General features: G+C 62.5%; 24 protein-coding genes and 1 tRNA gene. 9 read left to right on the top strand and 16 right to left on the bottom strand.

Features of this window, described 5'->3' with window-relative positions; genetic code table 11:
- The first annotated feature begins 127 nt into the window (after window positions 1-127).
- Complete coding sequence (locus tag ABRP30_RS01120) at window positions 128-1,504, top strand: glutamine synthetase family protein (protein ID WP_241805017.1); 1,377 nt, start codon at window positions 128-130, stop codon at window positions 1,502-1,504.
- Between the two features lie 63 nt (window positions 1,505-1,567).
- Here the strand turns inward: ABRP30_RS01120 and argA are convergent, their stop codons facing one another.
- Entirely contained in the window at window positions 1,568-2,866 is a 1,299-nt protein-coding gene (gene argA / locus ABRP30_RS01115; protein ID WP_267820176.1) for an amino-acid N-acetyltransferase, read from the bottom strand.
- Window positions 2,867-2,991: 125 nt separating this feature from the next.
- Window positions 2,992-4,134, bottom strand: coding sequence for an acetylornithine deacetylase (argE, locus tag ABRP30_RS01110; RefSeq protein WP_267820174.1), 1,143 nt, complete (start codon window positions 4,132-4,134; stop codon window positions 2,992-2,994).
- A 114-nt stretch (window positions 4,135-4,248) separates the two neighbouring features.
- Here argE and ABRP30_RS01105 point away from each other — a divergent pair, with 114 nt between their 5' ends.
- Window positions 4,249-5,625 carry an inorganic triphosphatase gene (locus ABRP30_RS01105; RefSeq protein WP_267820172.1) on the top strand — a complete coding sequence of 459 codons (1,377 nt, stop codon included), beginning with the start codon at window positions 4,249-4,251 and terminating at the stop codon, window positions 5,623-5,625.
- A gap of 98 nt (window positions 5,626-5,723) precedes the next feature.
- Here the strand turns inward: ABRP30_RS01105 and ABRP30_RS01100 are convergent, their stop codons facing one another.
- Window positions 5,724-6,194 (bottom strand): Lrp/AsnC family transcriptional regulator, encoded by a 471-nt coding sequence (locus ABRP30_RS01100; protein ID WP_267820170.1) that lies wholly within the window; start codon window positions 6,192-6,194, stop codon window positions 5,724-5,726.
- Between the two features lie 126 nt (window positions 6,195-6,320).
- Between ABRP30_RS01100 and ABRP30_RS01095 the strand changes: the two genes are divergently transcribed.
- Together ABRP30_RS01095 and ABRP30_RS01090 are read left to right on the top strand one after the other, a co-directional pair.
- Window positions 6,321-6,683, top strand: coding sequence for a hypothetical protein (locus ABRP30_RS01095; protein WP_267820168.1), 363 nt, complete (start codon window positions 6,321-6,323; stop codon window positions 6,681-6,683).
- Window positions 6,674-6,750, top strand: a tRNA-Arg gene (locus ABRP30_RS01090). The genes ABRP30_RS01095 and ABRP30_RS01090 overlap by 10 nt, the downstream gene beginning before the upstream one ends.
- Before the next feature lie 73 nt (window positions 6,751-6,823).
- Here ABRP30_RS01090 and ABRP30_RS01085 read toward each other — a convergent pair.
- The 3 genes from ABRP30_RS01085 to ABRP30_RS01075 are packed head-to-tail and all read right to left on the bottom strand — an operon-like array spanning window position 6,824 to window position 10,812.
- On the bottom strand, window positions 6,824-7,657 hold the full coding sequence (locus ABRP30_RS01085) for a hypothetical protein (RefSeq protein WP_241805012.1): 834 nt from the start codon (window positions 7,655-7,657) through the stop codon (window positions 6,824-6,826).
- Window positions 7,654-9,261, bottom strand: a complete 1,608-nt coding sequence (locus ABRP30_RS01080; RefSeq protein ID WP_267820165.1) for a hypothetical protein — start codon at window positions 9,259-9,261, stop codon at window positions 7,654-7,656. Before ABRP30_RS01080 ends, ABRP30_RS01085 begins: the two co-directional genes overlap by 4 nt.
- A gap of 21 nt (window positions 9,262-9,282) precedes the next feature.
- Window positions 9,283-10,812, bottom strand: a complete 1,530-nt coding sequence (locus ABRP30_RS01075; protein ID WP_267820163.1) for an OmpA family protein — start codon at window positions 10,810-10,812, stop codon at window positions 9,283-9,285.
- Between the two features lie 254 nt (window positions 10,813-11,066).
- On the opposite strand from ABRP30_RS01075, the gene ABRP30_RS01070 reads away from it, so the two are divergent.
- Window positions 11,067-11,504 carry a CBS domain-containing protein gene (locus ABRP30_RS01070; RefSeq protein ID WP_267820161.1) on the top strand — a complete coding sequence of 146 codons (438 nt, stop codon included), beginning with the start codon at window positions 11,067-11,069 and terminating at the stop codon, window positions 11,502-11,504.
- A 6-nt stretch (window positions 11,505-11,510) separates the two neighbouring features.
- Here ABRP30_RS01070 and ABRP30_RS01065 read toward each other — a convergent pair whose 3' ends face one another.
- From ABRP30_RS01065 to ABRP30_RS01055, 3 genes are all read right to left on the bottom strand, one after another.
- On the bottom strand, window positions 11,511-12,149 hold the full coding sequence (locus ABRP30_RS01065) for an NADH:ubiquinone oxidoreductase subunit N (RefSeq protein ID WP_267820159.1): 639 nt from the start codon (window positions 12,147-12,149) through the stop codon (window positions 11,511-11,513).
- A gap of 70 nt (window positions 12,150-12,219) precedes the next feature.
- Window positions 12,220-12,462 carry a DUF2789 domain-containing protein gene (locus ABRP30_RS01060; protein ID WP_267820157.1) on the bottom strand — a complete coding sequence of 81 codons (243 nt, stop codon included), beginning with the start codon at window positions 12,460-12,462 and terminating at the stop codon, window positions 12,220-12,222.
- 61 nt (window positions 12,463-12,523) lie between these two features.
- The gene (locus ABRP30_RS01055) at window positions 12,524-12,982 is read right to left on the bottom strand and encodes an aminoacyl-tRNA deacylase (protein WP_039601719.1); all 459 of its coding nucleotides are present in this window, start codon (window positions 12,980-12,982) and stop codon (window positions 12,524-12,526) included.
- 96 nt (window positions 12,983-13,078) lie between these two features.
- On the opposite strand from ABRP30_RS01055, the gene ABRP30_RS01050 reads away from it, so the two are divergent.
- The gene (locus ABRP30_RS01050) at window positions 13,079-14,428 is read left to right on the top strand and encodes a nodulation protein NfeD (RefSeq protein WP_267820155.1); all 1,350 of its coding nucleotides are present in this window, start codon (window positions 13,079-13,081) and stop codon (window positions 14,426-14,428) included.
- 2 nt (window positions 14,429-14,430) lie between these two features.
- Window positions 14,431-15,183: a slipin family protein gene (locus ABRP30_RS01045; RefSeq protein WP_039601721.1), complete on the top strand. Its 753-nt coding sequence runs from the start codon at window positions 14,431-14,433 to the stop codon at window positions 15,181-15,183.
- A gap of 30 nt (window positions 15,184-15,213) precedes the next feature.
- Here the strand turns inward: ABRP30_RS01045 and ABRP30_RS01040 are convergent, their stop codons facing one another.
- Together ABRP30_RS01040 and ABRP30_RS01035 are read right to left on the bottom strand one after the other, a co-directional pair.
- Entirely contained in the window at window positions 15,214-15,846 is a 633-nt protein-coding gene (locus tag ABRP30_RS01040) for a LysE family transporter (RefSeq protein WP_241805004.1), read from the bottom strand.
- Window positions 15,847-16,062: 216 nt separating this feature from the next.
- Window positions 16,063-17,973 carry an ATP-binding cassette domain-containing protein gene (locus tag ABRP30_RS01035; RefSeq protein WP_267820150.1) on the bottom strand — a complete coding sequence of 637 codons (1,911 nt, stop codon included), beginning with the start codon at window positions 17,971-17,973 and terminating at the stop codon, window positions 16,063-16,065.
- A 50-nt stretch (window positions 17,974-18,023) separates the two neighbouring features.
- Here ABRP30_RS01035 and ABRP30_RS01030 point away from each other — a divergent pair, with 50 nt between their 5' ends.
- Window positions 18,024-18,506 carry a TIGR02444 family protein gene (locus tag ABRP30_RS01030; protein WP_267820148.1) on the top strand — a complete coding sequence of 161 codons (483 nt, stop codon included), beginning with the start codon at window positions 18,024-18,026 and terminating at the stop codon, window positions 18,504-18,506.
- On the opposite strand, the gene ABRP30_RS01025 is transcribed toward ABRP30_RS01030, so the two are convergent.
- A complete protein-coding gene (locus ABRP30_RS01025) occupies window positions 18,482-19,552 on the bottom strand; it encodes an AlgP family protein (RefSeq protein WP_267820146.1) in 1,071 nt (356 codons plus the stop codon). The two genes, ABRP30_RS01030 and ABRP30_RS01025, sit on opposite strands and share 25 nt — an antisense overlap.
- Before the next feature lie 224 nt (window positions 19,553-19,776).
- On the opposite strand from ABRP30_RS01025, the gene ABRP30_RS01020 reads away from it, so the two are divergent.
- A complete protein-coding gene (locus ABRP30_RS01020) occupies window positions 19,777-20,442 on the top strand; it encodes an FKBP-type peptidyl-prolyl cis-trans isomerase (RefSeq protein ID WP_267820144.1) in 666 nt (221 codons plus the stop codon).
- A gap of 9 nt (window positions 20,443-20,451) precedes the next feature.
- Here the strand turns inward: ABRP30_RS01020 and rsd are convergent, their stop codons facing one another.
- From rsd to ABRP30_RS01000, 4 genes are all read right to left on the bottom strand, one after another.
- Window positions 20,452-20,922, bottom strand: coding sequence for a sigma D regulator (rsd, locus tag ABRP30_RS01015; RefSeq protein WP_241804999.1), 471 nt, complete (start codon window positions 20,920-20,922; stop codon window positions 20,452-20,454).
- A 230-nt stretch (window positions 20,923-21,152) separates the two neighbouring features.
- Window positions 21,153-21,659: a disulfide bond formation protein B gene (locus tag ABRP30_RS01010; RefSeq protein WP_267820142.1), complete on the bottom strand. Its 507-nt coding sequence runs from the start codon at window positions 21,657-21,659 to the stop codon at window positions 21,153-21,155.
- Window positions 21,660-21,882: 223 nt separating this feature from the next.
- The gene (locus ABRP30_RS01005) at window positions 21,883-23,121 is read right to left on the bottom strand and encodes a heme biosynthesis protein HemY (protein ID WP_267820141.1); all 1,239 of its coding nucleotides are present in this window, start codon (window positions 23,119-23,121) and stop codon (window positions 21,883-21,885) included.
- Window positions 23,118-24,218 (bottom strand): uroporphyrinogen-III C-methyltransferase, encoded by a 1,101-nt coding sequence (locus ABRP30_RS01000; protein ID WP_267820140.1) that lies wholly within the window; start codon window positions 24,216-24,218, stop codon window positions 23,118-23,120. The genes ABRP30_RS01005 and ABRP30_RS01000 overlap by 4 nt, the downstream gene beginning before the upstream one ends.
- Window positions 24,219-24,260 lie beyond the last annotated feature (42 nt).

The following is a 24,260-nucleotide window of genomic DNA, read 5'->3' as shown; positions in this document are numbered from 1 at the left end:
GCAAATCTGCCGTCGATGTGCCATTTCAGGGCATCATGGGGTTGGCTTGACATCAGTATGGCTTTTCGATTGACTGGTCCTGCAAGCCCCCCTTGATTGATATTTTTAACAACAAAGGTGTTGCATCATGTCGGTACCCCCGCGTGCCGTTCAGCTTAACGAAGCGAACGCGTTCCTTAAGGAACATCCTGAGGTTCTCTACGTTGACCTTCTGATTGCAGATATGAATGGTGTGGTGCGTGGCAAGCGCATAGAGCGCACCAGCCTCCACAAGGTTTACGAGAAAGGCATCAACCTGCCGGCCTCCCTTTTCGCCCTCGATATCAACGGTTCCACCGTCGAAAGCACCGGGCTTGGCCTGGACATCGGCGATGCTGACCGCATCTGCTATCCGATCCCGGGTACGCTCAGTAACGAGCCCTGGCAGAAACGCCCCACCGCACAGCTGCTGATGACCATGCACGAGCTTGAAGGCGAGCCTTTCTTCGCCGACCCTCGTGAAGTGCTGCGTCAGGTAGTGAGCAAGTTCGACGACATGGGCCTGACCATCTGCGCCGCGTTCGAACTGGAGTTCTACCTGATCGACCAGGAGAACGTGAACGGCCGCCCGCAGCCACCGCGCTCGCCGATCTCGGGCAAGCGCCCGCAGTCGACCCAGGTGTACCTGATCGACGACCTGGACGAATACGCCGATTGCCTGCAGGACATCCTCGAAGGCGCCAAGGAACAAGGCATTCCGGCCGACGCCATCGTCAAGGAAAGCGCCCCGGCACAGTTCGAAGTCAACCTGCACCACGTCCCTGACCCGCTCAAGGCCTGTGACTATGCCGTGCTGCTCAAGCGCTTGATCAAGAACATCGCCTACGACCATGAAATGGACACCACATTCATGGCCAAGCCCTACCCGGGCCAGGCAGGCAACGGCCTGCATGTACACATTTCCGTGCTGGACAAGGATGGCAACAACATCTTCACCAGCGAGGATCCCGAGCAGAACGCCGCGCTACGTCACGCTGTCGGCGGTGTGCTCGAGACCCTGCCTGCGTCGATGGCGTTCCTTTGCCCGAACGTCAACTCGTATCGTCGTTTTGGCGCTCAGTTCTACGTGCCGAACGCGCCGAGCTGGGGCCTGGACAACCGCACCGTGGCCCTGCGCGTACCGACCGGCTCGCCCGACGCCGTACGCCTTGAGCACCGCGTGGCCGGCGCCGACGCCAACCCGTACCTGATGATGGCCGCCGTGCTGGCTGGTGTGCACCATGGCCTGACCAACAAGGTCGAGCCAGGTGAGCCGATCGAAGGCAACTCGTACGAACAGCTGGAGCAGAGCCTGCCGAACAACCTGCGCGATGCCCTGCGCGAGCTGGACGACAGCGAGATCCTGAACAAGTACATCGATCCGAAGTACATCGACATCTTCGTCGCGTGCAAGGAGAGCGAGCTGGAGGAGTTCGAGCATTCGATCTCCGACCTCGAGTACAACTGGTATCTGCATACCGTGTAAATGAAAACGCCGCCCTCTGGGGCGGCGTTTTGCATGGGTTGGCAGGGCAATCGATCGCCTGGTTTACAGAGACTTTTCGAAAATCTTCGAATTGCGCTGGTAGTTGTACAGCGATGCTCGTGCCGACGGCAGCCGCTCTACCCCGCTAGGGGCAAAGCCACGCTCGCGGAACCAGTGCGCGGTCCGGGTGGTAAGCACGAACAAGGTGTTCAACCCCAACGCCCGCGCCCGGCTCTCGATCCGCTCCAGCAGCTCGTCACCGCGCCCGCCATGGCGGTACTCCGGGTTCACCGCCAGGCACGCCAGCTCACCGGCTTGGGAATCGGCAATCGGATACAACGCCGCGCAGGCGATGATCATGCCCTCGCGCTCGACCACGCTGAACTGCTCGATCTCACGTTCCAGCACTTCACGCGAGCGTCGCACCAGAATGCCCTGCTCCTCCAGCGGGCTGATCAGCTCCAGCAACCCACCCACGTCCTCGATGGTCGCCTCGCGCACCACTTCGAACTGCTCCTGCGACACCAGCGTGCCGCCGCCGCCGCGGGTGAACAGCTCGGTGAGCAGTGCGCCGTCCTCGGCATAGCTGACGATGTGGCTACGTGCCACGCCGCCCTTGCAGGCCTCGGCGGCGGCATCGAGCAACTCGCCCTGATAATCACTGCCCAGCCGCGCCAGGTGCGGTGCGACCTGCTGCGGGCGCAACTCACGCACCAGCTTGCCGCTCTCATCCAGCAGCCCGGGCTCAGCGCCGAACAGCAACAGCTTGTCGGCACCCAATTCGATGGCGGCGCGGGTGGCCACGTCTTCGCAAGCCAGGTTGAAGATTTCACCCGTCGGCGAATAGCCCAGCGGCGACAGCAGCACAATCGAGCGCTCGTCGAGCAGGCGGCTGATGCCTTTGCGGTCGATGCGCCGTACTTCACCGGTGTGGTGGTAGTCCACACCTTCGAGCACGCCGATAGGCCGGGCCGTCACCAGGTTGCCGCAAGCCACGCGCAGGCGCGAGCCCTGCATCGGCGAGGCGGCGATGTCCATCGAAAGGCGCGCTTCGATGGCCAGGCGCAAGGCACCCACGGCGTCGATCACGCAGTCCAGGGTTGCGGCATCGGTGATGCGCAGGCCGTGGTGGTAGTGCGGGGTCAGGCCACGGGCGGCCAGGCGGCTTTCGATCTGCGGGCGCGAACCATGCACCAGCACCAGGCGCACGCCCAGGCTGTGCAGCAACACCAGGTCATGGACGATATTGCCGAAATTGGGGTGATCTACCCCATCGCCGGGAAGCATGACGACAAAGGTGCAGTCGCGATGGGCATTGATGTACGGGGAGGCATGACGCAGCCAGTTGACGTAATCGGGCATGACAGGGCCTGTGGATAAAGTGGACGGAGAACGTTGGATCACACGGCGTTCAGGATCATCGTCGGAACAGGCTTGCGGTCACGCGCGGTCTCCTCTAGGCAAAGACGAATCAGCAGGGTGGACGTTTAATTCAGGCAATAGTGCCGGATCAGGTCACGCAATAGACGCACGGTAGGCTCGATTCGTGACATTTCCAGGTATTCGCCCGGCTGGTGGGCGCAGGCAATGTCGCCAGGGCCCAGCACGATCGTCTGGCACCCCAGTTGCTGAAGATAAGGCGCTTCGGTACCGAACGCCACCGCTTCGGCGCGATGGCCGGTCAAGCGCTCGGCCACCTGCACCAGTTCGGCATCGGCCGCCTGCTCGAACGGCGGCACCTCGGGGAACAGCGGCGCGTAGTCGATACGCACCTCATGGCGCTCGGCCACCGGCCGCAGCTTCTCACGGATGGCCGCACGAAGCTGCTCTACATCCATGCCAGGCAGGGGGCGCAGGTCGAACTCCAGGGCGCACTGCCCGCAGATCCGATTGGGGTTGTCGCCACCGTGGATGCAGCCAAAGTTCATGGTCGGCGTGGGCACGGTGAATTGCGGGTTGCGGTAGGTATCCTGCCATTGCCGGCGCAAGCCCATCAGCTCACCCATCACCGCGTGCATGGCCTCCAGCGCGCTGTGGCCAAGGCTTGGGTCCGAGGAATGGCCGCTGCGCCCGAGGATGTCGATGCGGTCCATGAGGATACCTTTGTGCATGCGGATCGGGCGCAGGCCGGTCGGCTCACCGATGACCGCCGCACGGCCGAGTGGCTGACCCGCCTCAGCCAAGGCTCGGGCACCGGACATCGAGCTTTCTTCGTCGCAGGTGGCGAGGATCAGCAGCGGCTGCTTGAAGTCGTGGTCCAGCAATGGAATCACCGCCTCGATGATCAGGGCGAAGAAGCCTTTCATGTCGCAGCTGCCCAGGCCCACCCAGCGGCCATCGACCTCGGTCAGCTTGAGCGGGTCGCTGCTCCACAACTGCTCGTCATACGGCACGGTGTCACTGTGGCCAGCCAGCACAAGCCCGCCCGGGCCACTGCCACGGCTGGCCAACAGGTTGAACTTGCCTGGGCCGACCTGCTGGATGTCGCAGCTGAACCCCAGGTCACCCAACCAGCCGGCCAGCAGGTCGATGACCTGGCGGTTCGACTGGTCCAGGGCCGGCTGGGTGCAGCTGACCGAGGGCGCGGCGATCAAAGCGGCAAACTGGTCTTTCAGCGTTGGCAACGGCATGCGCGAACTCCTCGGAAGCATTGCCCATCATAGGGCCATCCGCCGTAAGGAATAAACCGTTGCCGGCACACTGCTGTAGACTGCACGGCAATCACGCCCCTCTTCGAGCCTGCGATGCACAAAGAAACCGAACTCAAGCTCCGCGCCAGCCGCGACACTCTGGCCGCACTGCGCGAGCACCCTCTGCTGAAAAAGCGCAACAAGTCCGGCTGGCAGACCCGCGAGCTGCTCAACCAGTACTTCGACACCCCTGAGCGCGAACTTTCTGCTGCCCGAGTCGCGCTGCGCCTGCGCCGCGACGGCGAGGTGATCATCCAGACCTTGAAGTGCCGTGGCCAAAGCGTCGCCGGCCTGTCCGAACGCAACGAATACGAGTGGCACCTGGACAAAGTCAAACTCGACCTGAAAAAGCTCGACGCCACCTGCTGGCCTGAGCAACTGGCCGAGCTTGACAAAAAATCCATCAAACCGCTGTTCACCACCGACTTCACCCGCGAATTCGCCGAGATCGCCTGGGGCCGCGGCAAGAGCAAGGTGGTGATCGAGGCAGCGCTGGACCAAGGCTTCGTGATTGCCGGCAAACGCAAGGAAGCGATCTGCGAGCTGGAACTGGAACTGCGCGAAGGTGCCCCCGAGGCGCTGCTGGAACTGGCCGCTGAGCTGGCCGCCAGCCTGCCCCTGATGCCGTGCGACATCAGCAAGGCAGAGCGCGGTTACCGCCTGCTGGAGCCCGACAGCTACGAGCTGGGTTTGCCAAGCACCGAACTGGACGCCGAAATGCCGGTCGACGATGCCTTCGCTGCCCTCGCCTGGCAACTGCTGGGCAGCAGCCAGCGCCTGGCAGAGCAATACCGCCACAATGGCCACTGGCGCCTGCTGCAGGACTGGGTGCAGTGCCTGGCAGAACTGCGTGCACTGGTCGCCAGCCTTGGCCAGGCCGCCCCGCGTGCCAGCACCCGTGACCTGCGCGCCAGCCTGGACGCGCTGCTGGAAGACTGGCGCCCGCTGGTTCAGGCCGGCAATGACGACGAGGACATCCGTCGCGCCGCGCCAGAGCAGTTCCTCGAAGAACTCGAGGACGTTCGCTGGGGCCAATTCTCTCTGGAAACATCACGCTGGCTGCTGGCCCGTGCCTGGACCGCAGAGCGCAAGGGCCGTGGCGAACGCCAGGGCAAGGCGCAACTGGCCAGCTGGCTGGCACATCTGCTGGGCGAGGAAGGCCGTGCGTTGAAGCTACCGCTTTACACCCAACGCCCGGAAGACCTGGCTGAACAACTGCCGCGTATCGAGCAGTTGCTGGCCTGGCTGCACCATGCGCGCCAGGTGCTCGAGGCGCCGCAGATGGACCGCCTGTATGGCGACCTGAAAAAGCTGCATGAGCTGGCGGAACTGCCATTGGCCGAAGCGCCTGACGAGCTGCTGGAAGCCCGCGTGGAGCAGGCCCGCGCGATTGATCAGAGCCGCGGCTGGAAGCACCTGCTCAAGGCCTGACATCCGCTTGTGCATCATCGCCGGTAAGCCGGCTCCCCTGTCACCACGGCCTCGCAGGCCGCGGTTGACGTTTAGGGGCCGGCTTGCAGGCGACAGCGTCAGCGGGTCAGCGGCAGGCAGGTGGTGGACTTGATCTCTGAAAGCGCCACGATGGAGTTCACCTCCTGAATCCCCGGGACATTCGAGAGCTTTTCGAAGAAGAACCGCTCATAAGCCTCGATATCCTGCGTGACGATACGCAACATGAAGTCTACTGACCCCATCAGCACATAACACTCCAGCACCTCTGGAAAGCCCCGGATCGCCTCGGTGAACTCGGTGAAGTTGGAGCGCCCATGGGCGTTCAGTTTCACCTCGGCAAAGATCTGCGTGTTCAGCCCGACCTTCTTGCGATCGAGCAGCGTGACCTGCCCACGAATCACCCCCTCGTCCTTGAGCCGCTGAATACGGCGCCAGCACGGTGACTGCGACAGCCCTACGCGCTCGGCAATCTGCGCGCTGGACAGTGACGCATCCTCCTGAAGAAGCTCGAGAATCCGCCGGTCATACGCATCCAGTTCGCTTTGCATTAACAATTCCCTGATCTCGCATTCTTCAAATTGATCAATTCGCCGCACTGGCCCATTCATCAAATAATAGCGAAAAAATACCCGCATCAACCTGCCAGAATTTCTCCCACCTTTGCGGAGACCAGCATGAACCCATTCGAACGCGCCCTGCCCCGAACCGATGTCTGGGCCGCCAGCAGTAGCCACAGCAACGTGTGCTATCGCCTGCAAGCCGAAGCCGAGCCGGACACCTTGTGCCGGGTACTGAACCTGTTCGCCCTGCAGTTTCTGACGCCGCACAGCGTGCAGGTCAGCCAGCAAGATGATTTGCTGGACATCGAAGTGGGTATCGGCGGGCTGAGCTGGCATCGGGCGGAGGTGATTGCGCAAAAATTGCGCAATCTGGTATGCGTCGCGCAAGTGAGCCTGGATCAGGAAAAATGGACGAAGATCAAGGCGATGGACGCGACCGAATCAGAGGGGTATCATGCGTGCGCGTTGCACTCGTAGCTCAGCTGGATAGAGTACTGCCCTCCGAAGGCAGGGGTCGTGGGTTCGAATCCCGCCGAGTGCGCCATATCAAAAAGCCCTGGGCCTGCGCCCGGGGCTTTTTCGTTGGTGGGTTGGGGCAGGTTGCAGCCCCGCCCCGTTCAGCGAAGGTCAGTACTCAGGCTGGGCGTGCCGAAGCCTTCCAGGGTTGCATTGGACGCATTCAGGTATTGCGCCCAGAAATCGTTCAGCGCATCCATTGTCTTGCCCGATCGGTAGGCATGCTTCACCGCATCGGTCACCAGGCCTGCACCGGAAACATACACCCTGGCACCCTGCAGGTCCGCATACAGCCCTTTGCTCTGTGCCAGCTTGAGTTCATTGCTGACATTGAGCTGCTTGATCTGGTTGGCCGCATAGAAACTGGTGTAGTCAGAATGCTCGAGCATGTCCGAAATCAGATACACCACCCGCTCCTGGACACCCTGCTCTTTGCTCATGTCCTCACCTACCCGGCGCAAGGTGTTCATGATTTCGCTCTTGGGAATGTCCTGGCGCGCATCACGCAGCCCTTTGACGAACAGCCCGCCAAAGCCCGCCTGGAACGCTTTCTTCTGGGTCGCCAGGCACAGGTCCAGGGCCCTCAGCTTGCGCATGTTGACGTCGTCGCGAACATCGCCCTGCAACGGCATGTCCAGCTCGCCGGCGTACACCAGGCGCTGATATTCCCCCGGCAAGAACGCTGAAAACGTATAGAGCCTGACGCGATCACCCGGCTGAACGAACCGGTCGATATGGCCCCAGCTGCTGCGCTGCAGGTCTTCAGGCATCGGGATGGTCTGATCGATGATCACCACCAGCTCGCGCCCCGAGGCTGCAGGTTTGATGTCAGCCAGACCGTTGCGCGTGTAGCAGCTCTGCAGGTCATTGCGCTCAGCGGCCAGCGCTGCACAAGGCAACGCCAGCGCAAGGATCAGGGCCTTGGCCAGCCTCATGACAGCATGCCCTCCTTTTTCGCTGGGAACAGGCCAAGCGCCTTGAGCGCCTGCTGTTGCTCGCGGATGTCACGCAGTGTTGCCTCGCTGACGTTCAACGCCCGGCTGGCGGCAGCCAGGTTCTCTTCCGGCAGGCCAGTCATGTCGTGGAAGTCCGAAGCCTTGATTTCAACCGGCGCGGCAGGCTGGGCAACGGCCGCGGCGACAGGCTCGGCCACGGCAGGCTGCGGCGCAACCGGAGCCGGGGCTACAGGTTGCGCCGAAGGCGCGGGTGCAGCCGCCTCAACGCTAGGCTTTGGCTTGACTGGCTGGGGCGAAACCTTACCGGCCTTGTACTCGACGTAGGCGAGGAAGTTGCGATGTGCGGTGTTTTCACCTTCCAGCGCGTGCAGCACAGCGGCGTCGGTATGGTCGCGGCCGGACAGCGATGTCTGCAGGCGGCGCAGCTTGTCGTCGGCGTGACTGGCAATGGCATGGCGTTTCTGGTCCATCGCGTCGAGCATTTCCTCGGCGGTGGCGTACTCGTGGGTCAGGCGCCAGGCGGTTGGCGAGTGGGTGCCGGCAAAGTAGTAACGGCTGGCCAGCCAGATGCTGATGCCCTGAATGGCGATGTAGATCAGTGACAGCATGATGTAGGTGGTCAGGCTGGCCTGGCGGATCGCGTGCATCTTGTCATCGATGGTGGCGTTGTCGGCCTCATCATTGATGGCTTGGGATTCTGCTGGCAGGTCAAACGGGGAACCGGCAAGGGAGCTTTGCGCCGCGGACTCTGCGCGCATACCGTTGACCATCTCGGTCTCGATGCTGTCCAGGGTCGCCGAGCGCACCACGAACGCACCCACAGCCATGGCCGCCACGAACACACCGCAGACCACCAGCCAGACGTACTTGCGCGAGACGGTGGAGTTGACGTCCTTTACCCGGACCAGCAGTTGCTCGTAGTCCGGCTTGTCCGAGTCGGTGAAGGAATCCTCCAGGTTGATCGCCTTGCCGGCCTTCAGCGAACGCGAGCGCTTGGTAGGCTCTTCACCTTGCCACCAGTGGCGGGCACGGGCGATCAGGCTGTTGTGGTGCAGCGTATGGCCGGCGGCTTCGGCGAAAAACGCCGAGGCGACGGCGAGCAGGATCGCAGTGCCCGCGGTCAGCCAATGGCGGTCATTGGTCGAGGCATCCATGTTCATCCAGCCGGCCAGGACGTAGGCAAAACCCATGGCCTCGATCAGTACCAGCATCAGCACCAGTACCAGCACCCAACCCGGGCGCGGCGAGCGCCCGGCCTCACCGGCCTTGGCGAGGTAGTCCAGGGAGGCATTGTAGGCGTTCACGCCTTTCATGTACTTCTTGTACTGGCCGTAGTACGGCTTGGACAAGGTCACTTCGTGGTTGATCCAGCCATCGCTGTCGACCGAAGACCGCTTGCGCGACAGCCGGGCCACCGTACCGATCAGGGGGAAGCTGTGCCAGACACGGATGAGGAAATAGGAAACCTCCTCCCAGTATTTATGCACGATCAGCGCAGTCACCAGCAGCGAAAGCAGGCCGGCGGTGAATAACTGGTTGGCGAGAATCAATGATTTGAGTGCAGCTAGCGAAAAGTCTTCCATTCAGGACGTCCTTGACTTGGGTTATTTGGTGGCCGGGATCGGCGTGTAAGCAGCGACGAAAGCATCACCGCCGGCGGCATAGAACAAGGCACCTTGGCTGGCCTGGGCATTGCCCTTGCTGAAGACGATATCCATGCAGGAAATCGAGGCCTTGGCATCACTGGCGAAGACCCGGTACAGCACTTCGCTTTCGCCTTCATAGGTGTTGGCCACGGCTTTCATCGTCCGTGGCTTGTGCTGGGTGGGCAGCTTGTAATCTTCCACCAGTTGAAGGATCGGCTGGCGATCGACCTTGGCGTTCTCGCGCAGGATCGATACCGGCGACACCGTCACCAGGTGCCCATTGACCAAGTTGGCCCAGACACGGTTGTTATAACCAGGCAGGTAGTCTTTGGTCGCGTGCCTTGGCAGCGGCTGGTCGTTGGCCATGCTCAAGACCTCGCCGGCGGTGCGCGGCCTGTCGGCCTCACAGCTCGACATCGGCATCTGCGCGGCATAAGCGCTGCTGATCAAGGTAAAGCCACTCTGTTTTGGCTTGATGCTCTGGGCCATGGTCCAGTTGTAGCTGGCCACCGGCGTGCCGGCGAAATCGACTTGCGGCCGGGCAGCGGCTGCGGCCTTCGTGGGCGGGGTGCTGCCAGGGGTTTTGGCAACGCCCGTACCGGACATTGCGGTCGCCCGCCGGGTCGGCGTGCTGCTGGCCTTAGCGCTGCCGGCAGCCTTGGACCTGGCTGCGGTCGAGGTGCCATAGTGCAGGTAGCGGGTGTTGCCCGCCTCTGCCTGGGCCCGCATCACCAAGGCCTGTTCGTTGGCCAGCTCGACGATTTCCACACGACGGTTCTGGCCACGCAACAGCGGGTCACTGTTGTCGGCAATCGGTCGCGAGGCTCCTGCCCCCTGGTAGTAGATCGCATGGGCAGGTATGCCCGCCTGCAGCATGACCTTGCCGACCGTCTTGGCGCGACGCTCGGACAGCTTCTGGTTGAATTCGGCGTTACCCACAGCATCACTGTGGCCGACGATCAGCAGGCGACGATCCAGCGACTCCTTGGCAGCGGCCTGCTTATCGGTGGCGGCAGGCTTGGCATACATCTGTGCCAGCTTGGCCACGGCGCGCTTCCCGCTTGGGGTCAACTGGTCAGAGCCGGTGGCGAACATGCCGCTGTCTTCGATCTGGGTCACCAAACCTGCCTGCTCCGGCACAGCGGTTACCACCGCGGCCGAGGCCACTGTCAGCTTCTCTGTGGTGATCTTCAGGTTTTCTTCTTTGGCGATGCGGTCCAGCTCCTGCAGGCGGGACTGCCAGGCATAACCCACGACGCAACCCACCGCGCCACCGACGGCAGCACCCGGCAAGATGCCGTCCTTGCCTTTGAGGGCGTAACCGGCAGCTCCCCCGGCCACCACACCGACGCCACAGAGCACCGGCATGCCGTAGTCCCTGCCGATGTCTTTGACTTTCTTGGAAAGGGTGTCCATCTGCTGAGTGCTGCACCCGGCAGCGGTAATGAAGGCACAGCTTAGCGCTGTGAGGCGAAACGCACGGTGCATTGCGGCTCCTTGCCGAAAGAGGACTGAATGATGGCAACTTGACATGTATTGTCACAGATTATCGGGCATATTACCCCATCCGATTTGGCATCCCCCCTGCGCCCTCAAGCCTGTCTATTACTTCACCCCGTAACGACTTCAGCCATGACGTTTTTCAATCGACTCGATGCCGCTTCCTGCATTGCCGTGCAGCCCCGCGTGCCGGATGCTTTAGTTACTCCAAGAGCCCGTTTTTTCTATCCGCAGAGGCCTGTATGAAGAACGTCGAACAAATCCTCAAGACCAAGTCCCAGCACCAGGCCGTCTATACCATCGGCCCTGACGACTCGGTGCTCGAAGCCCTGAAAATGCTGGCGGAGAAAAATGTCGGTGCGCTGCCGGTCGTGGAGAACAACCAGGTGATCGGAATCGTCAGCGAGCGTGACTATGCCCGTAAGCTGGTGCTCAAGGGCCGGTCTTCGGCGGCTACGCCGGTGCGGGAAATCATGAGTGCACCCGTGGTCACGGTGGAGCCCAAGCAGAATCTGGAGTACTGCATGAACCTCATGACCAACCGCCACCTGCGCCACCTGCCGGTGGTCAGCAATGGCGAGTTGCTCGGGCTGCTGTCGATCGGCGACCTGGTCAAGGAAACCATCGCCGAACAGGCCAGCCTGATCGTGCAACTGGAGCAGTACATCCGCGGTGAATGACCCACTTCAGTGGTAGGCGCGCTCCAGTTCGTCCAACTGATGGTCGAAGCTGCGCAGGCGCGCCGACCATGTGTAGACCAGCACTTCAAGGTCACGATTGAGCACTGCGGTATTGCCATGGCCACTGCTCGAGGGCTCGAGCAGGTCGAGTTGATAACGTTCGCGTGCCATGGCTGTGGCGACGCTGGACAGATCCCGGGCGTTGGCCAACCAGTGATGGTGATGGTCGTGGACCTCGCGGTCCAGCGCTCGGCACTGGCGCTTGAGCGCATCCAGGCTTTGTTCCAGGGGTGTACCTCTGAGCTCGCCCATCACTTCCTCGAAGGTGCGCCCCGAATGCCAATAGCTGCCCCAGAAATACCGGTCGAATACCGTTTCTACCCGGCGTAGCGCCACCTTGGTGTTCCAGATGGTGAGCAATGTTCGCCCTTGGATCACCTCGCGCTTGTTCAGGTGCAGTTGCTGCCATGCGATCCACGTCAGGCCCAGCAGCGCGACCGCTGCAGCCACTGCCGCAGCAGCGTACAGAAACTGCACAGCCTGGTTCATGTGGTGTGTGTGGCGGATACCGTAGAAGTAGCCGGCCGTCAGGGTGCCCAGGATGGTCACGGTGCACCAGAAACCTGGTGCGTAGGGATCTTTCATCGCGCATATCCCCTTATTGTTTTCCTGAGCATAGCAACGGCCGATCACTCGTCAGGTGCCGCTCGGCGCTTTATTTTCGGGGGCGGCGCAACGCTTCGTTGAGTTGATCGAAGGGCACTGCCCAATCGGAATCGTCAATGATGCTTTCTTTGAGAAAAGCGCGCTGGGAGTCGGTCCAGAACGGCGCGTCCACCAGCTTGATCTCGTTTTTCAGCGGCGAATGGCTGGAGATGAACTGATCGATGCTCTGAGGATCATCGGGCAAGCCCAACTGCTTGAACAGCTCGGAAAAGTGATGGGTAGGCGCTTCCATGTTTCCTCCTGGGTACCGGGCGGGCCGTCCACGACGCCAGCCCGGCATTGGTTTGAGAACATCAGCACAGCTCGCGTACTTCCGCTTGCGGCACAAGTTTCAGGTACTGCTCCATGCTCATGTGGATCAGGTGATCGTGGTCACCCGCCTCCAGGTAGACATCGCCTTGGCGGGTAAGACTCGAATCGAGCAGCATCTTTATCTGATAAGCGTCACCCATTGCCGGGATGGCGCCACGCTCGCAGTCACCGAACAGGCTCGGCAGACCGCTTTCGCGGGTCAGTTGCCAGGCGCCAGACATGCGCACCTTGCTCATGTCCAGGTGCCGGTTGGCAGGCAGCACCGCCATGATGTAGTTGCCATGGCGATCGTCGAGCATGACCGACTTGGCGACCCGCTCGGCCGGCACGCCAGCCGTACGCGCCGATTCCAGGCTGGTCGCCGAGTGGGGATGGGGAATGATGTCGTAGTCGCAGTTAGCCTGGTCCAGGCGCTGCTGCAGGGTCTTGGCCATTCGCATGATGCACCTCCGGTTTCGCCCCCATCTCCAATTTTAGGCCCTGCCGGGGTGGGCAGGGCTAAACTTGGAGAACGTAAGCGAACAAGGTGACGACAGGTGATCGCTCGCTGCTGGCGCGGGTGGCTATTGGTGCTGATGCTTGGCCTCGCCCCAGGCAGCCAGGCCGCGCCCGGAGCAATCTGGGTGCTGAGCATCGATGATGCCATTGGGCCGGCCACTGCCGACTATGTGCTGCGCGGCCTGGACCAGGCCAGGGAACAGGGCGCGCAACTGGTGGTGATCCGCATGGATACCCCCGGCGGCCTGGACAGCGCCATGCGTCAGATCATCAAGGTCATCCTCGCCAGTCCCGTGCCGGTTGCGACCTTCGTTGCACCAAGCGGTGCCCGTGCTGCCAGCGCTGGCACCTACATCCTTTATGCCAGCCACGTAGCGGCCATGGCGCCCGGGACCAACCTCGGCGCCGCCACACCCGTGCAGATTGGCGGCCCACCGGGTGCACCAAAGGATGACAAGGCCAAACCCGACAGCAATGAACAAGCCCTTGCGCGCAAGCAGGTGAACGATGCCGCCGCCTATATCCGCGGCCTGGCGCAGCTGCGCGGGCGCAACGCCGACTGGGCAGAACAGGCTGTACGCGAAGCAGTCAGCCTGTCGGCCAGCGAAGCGCTCAAACAGAACGTGGTCGACTACGTGGCCAACGACCTGCTTGACCTGCTGCGCCAGCTCCACGGCAAGACCCTCATCGCCGCTGACCAGCCGCACCCGTTGCACACCCGTGACGCCAACCTGGTCGAGCATCTGCCGGACTGGCGCACACGCCTGCTGGCCGTGATCACCAACCCTGGCGTGGCACTGATTCTGATCATGATCGGCGTGTATGGCCTGCTGTTCGAGTTCATCAACCCAGGCTCCGGCGTGGGCGGCGTGGTCGGTGGCATCTGCCTGTTGCTGGCGCTGTATGCCCTGCAGTTGCTACCGGTGAGCTTTGCCGGTGTCGCGCTGGTGATGCTCGGTATCGCCTTCATGATCGCCGAGGCGTTCCTGCCCAGTTTCGGTGTGGTCGGTTTTGGCGGCATCGTGGCGTTCGTGGTGGGCGCGGTCATCCTGATAGACACCGACGCCCCCGGGTTCGGCATTCCGCTGGCGTTGATCGCGAGCCTGGCGGTGCTCTCGGCATTGCTGATAGGGGGTGTGCTGGGCATGGCCCTCAAAGCTCGCAAGCGGGCCTTGGTCAGCGGTGACGCCGGCTTGGTGGGCAGCTTGGTGAGCGTCACTCAGGTGGTGGCAGACAACCCGTTCTGTGGCGCAGTACAGGCCCAGGGCGAACAATGGCAGGTCCAGTGCACTACGCCCTTGCAGCTCGGCCAGCAGGTGCGGGTCACCGCGCGTCATGGCGTGATGCTCGAAGTGAGCGCTGCTGCTCCTACAGCGCAAGGAGAATGACGATGTTCATGCAATTGGGTTTCGGGGCCCTGCTGATGCTGCTGGGCGTGCTGTTGCTGTCGGCATTTCGCATCTTGCGCGAATACGAGCGTGGGGTGGTGTTTCAATTGGGGCGTTTCTGGCAGGTGAAGGGGCCGGGGCTGATTCTGCTCATCCCCGTGATCCAGCAGATGGTGCGGGTGGACCTGCGTACCGTGGTGCTGGATGTGCCGCCGCAGGATGTGATCACCCGCGACAACGTGTCAGTGAAGGTCAATGCGGTGCTGTACTTCCGTGTGCTCGACCCTCAGAAGGCGATCATCCAGGTCGAAGACTTCCTGGTCGCCACAAGCCAGCTGGCACAGACAACCCTTCGAGCGGTATTGGGTAAGCACGAGCTCGACGAGCTGCTGGCCGAGCGGGAACAGTTGAACCTGGATATCCGCCAGGTGCTGGACGCGCAAACCGACGCCTGGGGCATCAAGGTGGCCAACGTCGAGATCAAGCACGTCGACCTCAACGAATCGATGGTGCGCGCCATTGCCCGTCAGGCCGAGGCCGAACGTGAGCGGCGGGCCAAGGTCATCCACGCCGAAGGGGAACTGCAAGCGTCGGAAAAACTGATGCAGGCCGCGCAGATGCTCAGCAAGGAGCCAGGAGCCATGCAGTTGCGCTACATGCAGACGCTGGGGTCGATTGCCGGAGACAAGAGCTCGACCATCGTCTTCCCAATGCCCTTGGACTTGCTCAAGGGGATGATGGACCGGGAGAAATGAGGGGCCTGCACGAGGCCCCCCGCAAAACGGTCAGACAGGCGCGCGGCGCAGGGTCGCGAGGAACGTGGCAGCCCCGATGAACAGGCCGGCGAACGTCCGGTTCAGGCGTTTCTGTTGCTTGGGGGTGCGCAACAGGCGCAGCACCCGTGAAGCCAACCCGGTATAACCCGCCATCACCAGCATATCGACGGTGACCATGGTCACCGTGATCGCCACGTATTGCGGCAACAGCGGTGCATGCGGGTTGATGAACTGTGGCAGCACAGCAAGCATGAACACCAGGGCCTTGGGGTTGCTGACGTTGACCAGGAAACCACGGAACACCAGGCTCAAAGGCTTGCCGATCGGACGCACGGTGGATTCATCAGTCATGTCCATCGGCAAGGCGCGCCATTGCTTGTAGGCCAGGTAGACCAGGTAAGCGACGCCAAACCACTTGATGAGGGTGAAGGCCGTGGCGGAGGCCGCAAGAATGGCGCCGACACCCGCTGCGATGATGGCGATCTGCACGACCAGGCCAATCTGCAGGCCCAGGGCGTTCCAGTAACCGCGCCAGAAACCATATTGCAGGCCGCTGGACATCGAGGCGATCGCCCCGGCCCCGGGCGAAAGGCTGATCACCCAACAAGCGGCAAAGAAGCCCAACCACACTTCCATCGACATCACACACCTCGTTCGAACATATGTTGCAAAACGTTAAGCTAAGATGTTGGCGAAAAAATAACCAGCAAATTTTGCAGGGCGCGAAGGGAAAGCGTGGTTTGTCGGATGTGTTGTGCATCGAGCGCCGCCCGCGCGGGCGGCGCTCGATCATGCGCTCGTTGCAAACGCTCAGCCTGACAGCCGCACACCCTGCGTGGGTCTAGCTCTACCTCGCTGTCAGGACAGCGCCTCAAGCTCGGCCTGCATGCTTTCCAGCGTTTCCAGGGCCTGCATCCAGTCTTCCTCGAGTTCGCCTTCACGCTGCTTCAGCTTGCTCTGGCGGGCCAGCAGGTCGCGCAGCTCGTCCTTGCGCGCCCCCTCATAGAGGCCGCTGTCGCCCAAGGCGGTTTCGACCTCGGCCAGCTGCGCATGCACCTGGTTCAGTTCGGCCTCCAGCTTGTCGGCAGCCTTCTTGTGCGGTGCCAGCTGCTGGCGCAAGGCAGCGGCGGCCTGGCGCTGGGCCTTCTTGTCGGTCTTGTCCGGGTTGACCGGCGCGTTGCTCGCCGGCGCGCTGCGCTGCCGGTACTCGACCAGCCAGCGGCTGTAGTCGTCCAGGTCGCCATCGAAGGTATCGACCTTGCCATCGGCCACCAGCAGGAAATCGTCGGTGGTGCTCTTGAGCAAGTGACGGTCGTGGGAAACGACTACCACAGCACCCGCGAACTCCTGCAACGCCATGGTCAGTGCCAGGCGCATTTCCAGGTCCAGGTGGTTGGTCGGCTCGTCGAGCAGCAGCAGGTTAGGCCGCTCCCAGGCGATCAGGGCAAGCGCCAGGCGGGCTTTTTCGCCCCCGGAGAAATTCACCACCGGCTCGTCCACGCGGTCGCCATGGAAGTCGAAACCGCCAAGGAAATCACGCAGGGTCTGCTCGCGCTCGGCCGGCGCAATACGCTGCAAGTGCAACAGCGGGCTGGCCTTGTCGTCCAGCGAGTCCAACTGATGCTGGGCGAAGTAACCGACGGCCAGGTTCTCCCCCAGCACCAGGCGGCCCGACAGCGGCGACAGTTCGCCGGCAAGGTTCTTGATCAGGGTCGACTTGCCAGCGCCGTTGGGGCCCAGCAGGCCGATGCGCGCACCGGGCACCAGCTGCAGCTTGACCTTGTCGAGGACCGCCTTGTCGCCGTAGCCCAGACGGCCTTCGGAAAGGCTCAGCAGCGGGCTGGAAATCTTGTGCGATTCACGGAAAACGAAGTCGAACGGCGAATCCACGTGCGCCGCCGACAGCTCCTCCATGCGCTCCAGGGCCTTGATCCGGCTCTGCGCCTGACGGGCCTTGGTGGCTTGGGCCTTGAAGCGGGCAATGTACTTTTCCATGTGCGCACGCTGGGCCTGTTGCTTCTCGTAGGCTTGCTGCTGCTGCGCCAGGCGCTCGGCACGGGTGCGCTCGAAGGCGGTATAGCCACCCTTGTACAGGTTCAGCTTGCGCTGCTCGACATGCAACACATGGTCGACCACGGCGTCGAGGAAGTCGCGGTCGTGGGAAATCAGCAACAGCGTGCCCGGGTAGCCCTTGAGCCAGTCTTCGAGCCACAGGATCGCATCGAGGTCCAGGTGGTTGGTCGGTTCGTCGAGCAGCAGCAGGTCGGATGGGCACATCAGGGCCTGGGCCAGGTTCAGGCGCATCCGCCAGCCACCGGAGAAGTCGCCGACGCGGCGGTCCATCTGCTCGTTGGTAAAACCAAGACCGGCCAGCAATTTGCGCGCACGGGCATCGGCGGTATAGCCGTCGGCGCTTTCCAGCTCACTGTGCAGGCGTGCCAGGGCAGTGCCGTCGTGGGCGGTTTCGGCTACAGCGAGCTCGGCCTGGACCTTGCGCAGGCGCGCGTCGCCGTCGAGCACATAGTCCACGGCCAGCCGATCGAGGGTATCGACCTCCTGACGCATGTGGGCGATGCGCCAGTCACCCGGCAGTTGGCAGTCGCCGGCATCAGGCGACAGCTCACCGCGCAGCAAGGCGAACAGGCTGGATTTTCCGGCGCCGTTGGCGCCGATCAGGCCGGCCTTGTGACCGGCGTGCAGGGTCATCTCGGCGCCTTCTAGCAAGCGCTGCGGACCACGCTGTAAAGTGAGGTTGGATAGTCTGATCATGATGGTCGCGGAGTCTACCAGCTTCCTCGACCCGGAGCGTAAGTGGAATCATGTACACCGACCTGTGGAATTACGCCCTGGCCCTGTATGGCCGGCCGGGCGTCGAAGCGGCTTGCCTGAGCGTGCAGGCCGAGGGGGGCGATGTGTGCCTTCTGTTGTGCGCGAGCTGGCTGCAAACCCGAGGTGTCGCCGTAGAAGCCGGGCGAATCGACGCTTTACGCGCAATTGCCGAGCCTTGGCAAACTGAAGTGGTGACGCCGCTACGCCATTTGCGCCAGCAATGGCGGGCGGCCGCGCAGCATGACCCGCACCTGCAGGCATTACGTGAGCACGTAAAGGGCTTGGAATTACAGGCAGAGAAGCGCTTGCTGCAACGCCTGGAGGCACGTGCAAGGCAATGGCCCACGGGCTCGCCTGAACCCGCGGACGATTGGCTGGCCAGGCTGGCGCCCGACCAGGTCCATGGCCACGACTCGCTGACTCAGCTGCGTGTCGCGGCCACCGGGCTTCAGGAGGCCGAAGACGGCGCCTGAGGCGAGGTGCTTGCCGGTGCGGCGGAGGACGTCGCCGGGGCGGCAGTGCCTGTCGAGTTGGTCACCACAGGCGCCGCTGGCTTGGCTTCAGCTGGTTTGCTGGTGGCCGGCTTTGCAGCGGCGGGCTTGGCCGCAGGTTTGGCTGCGGGCTTGGCGGGCGCCTTGGCAGCTGGCTTGACTGCAGCCTTGGCCGGGGCCTTCGCGGCAGGCTTGGCTGCGGGCTTGGCGGCAGCAGTTTTCGCAGCAGGCTTGGCTGCAGTGGTTTTAGCCGGCGCCTTGGCCGCGGCCGGTTTGGCTGCAGTGCCTCTGGACGTGGCGGGTTTGGCGGCAGGCTTGTCAGCAGCGGCTTTGGCGGGGGCCTTGGTGGCAGCAGGCTTGGCCGCAGCAGTGCGCGATGGCGCCTTGGCTGCAGCCGCTTTGGCAGTGACTGGCTTGGCTGCAGCTTTAGCTGCAGGTTTAGCCGCAGCCTTGGCCGGGGTTTTTACGGCAGCAGGCTTGGCGGCAGCAGCGCGCGACGGCGCCTTGGCAGCAGCGGCCTTGGCAGGCGCTTTGGCCGCAGCGCTGGTGGAAGACCTTGCTGCAGGTTTGGCCGCAGCTTTGGCAGGCGCTTTGGCAGCGGCTGGTTTAGCCGACTTGGCTGCAACTGCCCGTTGGTCCAGGGCCTTGCCAGCAGCCTCACGCACCTTGCCGACACCCTGGGCCAGCTTCAGGCTTTCCTGGGCATCGCGTTTGAGTTGCTGGATATAAGTACGGGTTTGCGTCTGGCGCTCTTTGAGCGAGTCGAGCAACGACTCGAGTTCACCAATGCCTTTCTGGGCTTTGCCTTGCGCCTTGGTTTTACCTGCCTTGGCCGCGTCCTGTAATTTCAGGCGACCGTTGTGCAGTTTTTCCTGAGCCTTGCCACGCTGCTTCTCCAACTTCGCCAGCAGTTTTTCCGCATCGGCCAGCGCTTGCGAGCAAGCATCTTCCAAGTGTTCGAGCAAGCTGCCCGAAAGTTGCTGGAGCAGGTGTAACGGCGTACTTACTGGCTTCTTCTTGGCCGACATGGTTTACCTCCTGGCTGACGAGATTGCGGCTAATACTATGCTTGTGCTGCTACCGCCGCTAGGGCATGTGGACAGTATCGTTGGCGCCGCGTTGCATGCCTGGGCAAAGTTGTTGTCTTGCAGCTGCGTGAAAGTGTAGTTGCTCAACAAATGGTTGCCGAGATTTACGCAAATCGATGCAACAAGGCTGGCATACTTCTCGGCTCTTGAGCTCGGAGTTGACCATGCCTCGTTATCTTTTTATCGGCCTGTGCCTGGCGGCTCCCATCGCACTCGCCGCCCCTGAAACGGTGCCCCCCAGTGATCACGACGTGGCCTACAGCCTGGGCGCCAGCCTGGGGGAGCGGCTGCGCGAGGAAGTGCCTGGATTGCAACTGGAGGCTTTGGTTGAAGGACTTCGCCAGTCCTACCAGAACCAGCCGCTGAAACTCGACAAGGCGCGCATGCAAGCCATTCTTCAGCAGCATGAAGAACAGGCGAACAATACCGCCGTGCAAGCCGAAGTGGAAAAACTGCAAGGCATCGAGGCGCGCTTCATGGCCAACGAGCGCGCACGAGCCGGCGTGCATGAGCTGCCTGAGGGCGTGCTCTACAGTGAACTGAAAAGTGGTAATGGCGCGCAGCCCAACCCCAAGAGCAAGGTGCAGGTACGCTATGTAGGCAAGTTGCCTGACGGCACGGTATTCGATCAGAACCAACAGCCACAGTGGTTCAGCCTGGACTCGGTCATCGAAGGCTGGCAAGTGGCGTTGCCACATATGAAAACGGGGGCGAAATGGCGCCTGGTGATCCCATCGGCACAAGCCTACGGTGCCGAGGGCGCGGGTGACCTGATCGCGCCCTATACGCCACTGGTGTTCGAGATAGAACTGCTGGCGGTCGGCGACTGACGCCGACCCTCAAGCCTCGACCGCGCCCTCTTCCTTGTGCGCGGTATGCAGCACTTCGATCAGGCAGTCTTCGAGCTCGAAGCGTTCATGCAGCAGACTACCAAGCTCGCCGAGCTTCTTGGCGAAACGGTCCGGGTCCTTGCAATCGCCCTTTTCGCAATGGTCATTGAAGGCCGATGCGATTTCGGTGATGGCATCGATGCGCGGAGTGATTTGCTTGGCCAGCTCCAGGCCACGCGTGTCACCGAAAGCTTTGGCTTCACTGACCAATTGCTCGCTGACTTCAAAATGCCAAGCCGACACATAATCGACCAGCACCGCGCAGAAATCTCGGTTTTTTTCCTTGTCCGCAAATGCCGGCTTGGCATCGCGCAAGGCACGAAAAGCCTGAACCAGCTCCTCTCGCTCCTTGAGCCAGCGGTCGATCAGCTTGTGAACCCCACCCCAGCGTTCCTGGGCGTTCTGACAACTATCGAGCATGGCGATCTCATCCCTTCTGGGTAGATGCCGCTGCACCTCGCACCCCGATCGTGCGGCACAAAGGTGACATCAGCAGGACGGCATCGAGCAGTTGTGTTTTTGATAGGCGTGCAGGGAGATTATTCCCGTGCGTGCTGCCCTTCAAGGTACGCAGCAGACAAAGTTCATACAAGTGTTTAATACCCTGGGGCAGCACCACTGGTCGTGCCGGCTAGCGCAGCCGCACCCAATCAAGCGTTGGCCAGCGTGCGGAAACGATACGCCATCAGGCGAGTCAAGGGCAGCACTGCCAGCAGCAAGAAGGACAACAGGCTCCATTCGGGCAAGGTCAGGTCCAGAAAGCTCCAGGTCAGCGAGCTGCAATCGGGGCCGCCAAGCAAGAGTTGACGGGCCGCTTCACCCCAGGAGCGCTCCAGTACATGCCAGAAAGGCACCGGGCACTCCTGGCTCGTAGCGATCTCCCCTTGTATCCAGACATGCCTGGCCGCCAGCAGGGCCCCGCCCGCGGAACAGCCCAGGGCAGCGCGCGCGTACTGGCGCATAGCGGCAACGCCCGACGCATGCACGGCCGCACACAGGCAGATCATGGCATACACGCCCAGCAGGAACCGCTGGCTGAAGCACAGCGGGCAAGGCACCAGACCGAGGGTGATCTCCAGGTAAAAGGACGCGACCAGCACCGCCAACGAGGCAAGGCAGGCCGGTAGAAAAAACGTGCGCAAGCGGGCCGGCAACATGAAAGGTGGTGGTCCCGGGGCAAATTGAGTGGCTTGGAACGGTAGAGGAAAGGTGTGCTTTGTTTCAAGGCACTACAGGGGAGATAAGTCACTGAGGGGTAGCAGAAATTTCCAATCGCAATGTGGGAAAAATCTTGCGAAGGGTATTACAGAATAACGCAGGGATCGCGAGACGCCTCAAACACCCCATAAGCCCGCCCTCAGCGCGGGCTCATGGGATCTCTCAGGCGCGCACGCCCTGCGGCAATGGCAAGGCCAACAAACGCTCATCGAGCAGGCCCAGGCCTTCCTGGAACAGTTGGTTGCTGCGCTCGGTCTCCCCCAGGCTAGCCAGCAGCCGGGCCAGTTCAGCGCAGGTCTCTGGGTTGCGTTCCATGCGCAAGCTGCTTTCCAGGTAATCGCGCGCCTTGCCCCAAAGGCGGTTTTGCAAGCTCAGACGCCCAAGCGTCAGCAACAGGCTCGGGTCCTGTGGGTGCGCCTTGAGCCAGCCCTCGGCTGTTTGCAGTTGGCGCGCCGGATCATCGCCGCGCACCAGGCCATAGAGCCGCGCCAGGTGACTTTCGTAATCACGCTTGAGCGCGGCACGTAGCACCTGTTCGGCCTCGCCTTGAGCGCCAACCTGGCGCAGTTGTTCGGCATAAGCCAGCACCAACCGGGGCTCTTGACGCTGGGCCGCAGTCAGCTGTTGCCAGGCCCGCTCCAACGACTGACGGGCGCTTTGCTCATCGTCGCCACGGGTCGCCGCAAGCCCCAGGTTCTGACCCCAGGCACGCTGCTCCAGTGCAGCGAGCTCCTCGGCCGGCAGCACTTTGCCCTTGCGCAAATCAGGCAACAGGCGGATCAGCGCCGACCAGTCGCCGCGCTCCAGATACAGGCACTGCAACAGGCGCAAGACCTGGTTGTTGTGCGGGTGCCGCTCCTGCATGGCCAACAGGGCGTCCAGGGCGCCGTCGCTTTCGCCACGGTCCATCTGCAATTGCGCATGGGCCAGGGCGACCGCCAATTCCGCCTGGGGCTGACGCTCCAGTGCACGCTCGAGCAGGTTGTCCCTGTCTTCGGTACGCCCCTGTTCATTGGCCGCCCGTGCGGCACCGAGGTAATACAGCAATGGCTGGCGTTCGGCCTCGGCTGCGCGGTGCAAGTGGCGCTGGGCGCTGGCCCAACGCCCCTCTGCGAGGTCCAGTTGGCCCTGCTCGATCGCGATGCGAATGCGACGGCTGCGGTTACGTCGCGACCACGGGTTGACCACGCCACTGGACGTCAGCACCAGCCCGACCAAGTAGCGCAGCAGCCACAACAGTGCAAATACGGCAACCAGGGCCGCGAGCGCCGCCCACAGCCCGGACTGGTAACGGAAGCCACCGTAGGAGACCAGCACGTAGCCGCTGTGTTTGGCCACCGCGATGCCCAGTGCCGCGGCGATCACGATCGCCAGCACGGCCAGCAGGTACACACGCTTCATGGCTTGCCCCCCTCACCCTCGGCAGGCAGGTGGCGGCGCTGGATATACGCCTGCACCGCAGCCAGGCTTTCACTGAGGTCCGGGGTAACCACCGACACCGGTTGCTCGGCCAGCGCATTGAGGCTTTCGAGCATGGCCTTGCTCTGCGGATTGTCAGCGTCGAAATTGGCCACCAGCACACTGCGCGCGTCATCCAGCGCCTGGGTGTAGACCTTGGCGTCGCCATTGAGCGCAGCCCACTGGGCTTGCTCGATGGTCAGGCTCAAGGCCAGGCGCAACTGGTTGAGCGACTGCCCGGCCAGCAACGGCCGTACATTGTCGTCGGCGTTGAAATCGATCTGGAAGTACTTGGAAATCTCCGCCCACCACTGCGCCAGGCGGCTGGCGACATCGCCATCGGCGGTCAAGGCACCGAGGGCATCGGCATCGCTGTCGAACTCCGGCGACTGGGCGTTGAGGTGCTGCACCAACTCTCGCTGGGCTGCCAGTTTCAGATACAACCCGGTACGGTCCGGTTGCTGGGTGCTGTTGAGCGTTGCCAGGCTACGCGTCAACTGCTCGCGGGCGGCAAAGGAACCAGGGTCGCTTTGCTCGCGCAGAATTTCGTCTGCGCCTTCGACCAGGGCCTTGGCGCTGGTGATGTCCTGCAGGGCCGAAAGCCGCAAAGTGGCCAGGCGCAACAAGTGCTCGGCCTCGGCCAGGCGCCATTCCTTGCGGCTTTCGCCAAGCACGGTTTCCAGGCGCTGGCTCAGGCGCTGCTGGTCACCCTGCAACTGCGCCACCAGGCGGCGGCGGTCTTCCAGTTCGCTGGCTGCCGGCAGGCTGGCCAACTGGGCACTGATCTGTTGCTCGCGCTGCTGCAGAGCAGCGGCACGCTGGCTCAGCGTCTCAAGGTGCTGACGTTGGCTCAGCTCATTGCCTTGCAGATGCCGCACCTGCCAAACACCCCACCCGCCCACTGCGACCCCGGCAGCACCCACTAACAGTGCCAGCAAGGCCAGGCCTGTGCCGGAACGTTTGGCAGGTGGCGGGGTGACGGGTTGCGTCGGCTCCTGCGCCGACGGCTGATCATTGTGGGACAAGACAGTTTCGCTCACGTATCCATCCTTTGCATGGGGGCGCGTCGCTCTGAGCTTAGC

The organism is Pseudomonas sp. WHRI 8519 (assembly GCF_040224055.2).
Taxonomy (GTDB): Bacteria; Pseudomonadota; Gammaproteobacteria; order Pseudomonadales; family Pseudomonadaceae; genus Aquipseudomonas; species Aquipseudomonas putida_X.
The sequence above is the reverse complement of the archived record's forward strand: the minus strand, read 5'-3'. Positions and strand labels throughout refer to the sequence as shown.

Bases quoted from the DNA above. Each gene is read 5' to 3' on its own strand.
- ABRP30_RS01070 (WP_267820161.1), top strand. From the start codon at position 11,067: ATGAAGAACGTCGAACAAATCCTCAAGACCAAGTCCCAGCACCAGGCC.
- ABRP30_RS01045 (WP_039601721.1), top strand. From the start codon at position 14,431: ATGTTCATGCAATTGGGTTTCGGGGCCCTGCTGATGCTGCTGGGCGTG.
- ABRP30_RS01080 (WP_267820165.1), bottom strand. From the start codon at position 9,261: ATGGAAGACTTTTCGCTAGCTGCACTCAAATCATTGATTCTCGCCAAC.
- ABRP30_RS01040 (WP_241805004.1), bottom strand. From the start codon at position 15,846: ATGTCGATGGAAGTGTGGTTGGGCTTCTTTGCCGCTTGTTGGGTGATC.
- ABRP30_RS01095 (WP_267820168.1), top strand. From the start codon at position 6,321: ATGAACCCATTCGAACGCGCCCTGCCCCGAACCGATGTCTGGGCCGCC.
- ABRP30_RS01010 (WP_267820142.1), bottom strand. From the start codon at position 21,659: ATGTTGCCGGCCCGCTTGCGCACGTTTTTTCTACCGGCCTGCCTTGCC.
- ABRP30_RS01025 (WP_267820146.1), bottom strand. From the start codon at position 19,552: ATGTCGGCCAAGAAGAAGCCAGTAAGTACGCCGTTACACCTGCTCCAG.
- ABRP30_RS01035 (WP_267820150.1), bottom strand. From the start codon at position 17,973: ATGATCAGACTATCCAACCTCACTTTACAGCGTGGTCCGCAGCGCTTG.
- ABRP30_RS01100 (WP_267820170.1), bottom strand. From the start codon at position 6,194: ATGCAAAGCGAACTGGATGCGTATGACCGGCGGATTCTCGAGCTTCTT.
- ABRP30_RS01005 (WP_267820141.1), bottom strand. From the start codon at position 23,121: ATGAAGCGTGTGTACCTGCTGGCCGTGCTGGCGATCGTGATCGCCGCG.
- argE (WP_267820174.1), bottom strand. From the start codon at position 4,134: ATGCCGTTGCCAACGCTGAAAGACCAGTTTGCCGCTTTGATCGCCGCG.
- ABRP30_RS01105 (WP_267820172.1), top strand. From the start codon at position 4,249: ATGCACAAAGAAACCGAACTCAAGCTCCGCGCCAGCCGCGACACTCTG.
- ABRP30_RS01030 (WP_267820148.1), top strand. From the start codon at position 18,024: ATGTACACCGACCTGTGGAATTACGCCCTGGCCCTGTATGGCCGGCCG.
- ABRP30_RS01060 (WP_267820157.1), bottom strand. From the start codon at position 12,462: ATGGAAGCGCCTACCCATCACTTTTCCGAGCTGTTCAAGCAGTTGGGC.
- ABRP30_RS01020 (WP_267820144.1), top strand. From the start codon at position 19,777: ATGCCTCGTTATCTTTTTATCGGCCTGTGCCTGGCGGCTCCCATCGCA.
- ABRP30_RS01120 (WP_241805017.1), top strand. From the start codon at position 128: ATGTCGGTACCCCCGCGTGCCGTTCAGCTTAACGAAGCGAACGCGTTC.
- ABRP30_RS01085 (WP_241805012.1), bottom strand. From the start codon at position 7,657: ATGAGGCTGGCCAAGGCCCTGATCCTTGCGCTGGCGTTGCCTTGTGCA.
- argA (WP_267820176.1), bottom strand. From the start codon at position 2,866: ATGCCCGATTACGTCAACTGGCTGCGTCATGCCTCCCCGTACATCAAT.
- ABRP30_RS01065 (WP_267820159.1), bottom strand. From the start codon at position 12,149: ATGAAAGATCCCTACGCACCAGGTTTCTGGTGCACCGTGACCATCCTG.
- ABRP30_RS01055 (WP_039601719.1), bottom strand. From the start codon at position 12,982: ATGCGAATGGCCAAGACCCTGCAGCAGCGCCTGGACCAGGCTAACTGC.
- ABRP30_RS01075 (WP_267820163.1), bottom strand. From the start codon at position 10,812: ATGCACCGTGCGTTTCGCCTCACAGCGCTAAGCTGTGCCTTCATTACC.
- rsd (WP_241804999.1), bottom strand. From the start codon at position 20,922: ATGCTCGATAGTTGTCAGAACGCCCAGGAACGCTGGGGTGGGGTTCAC.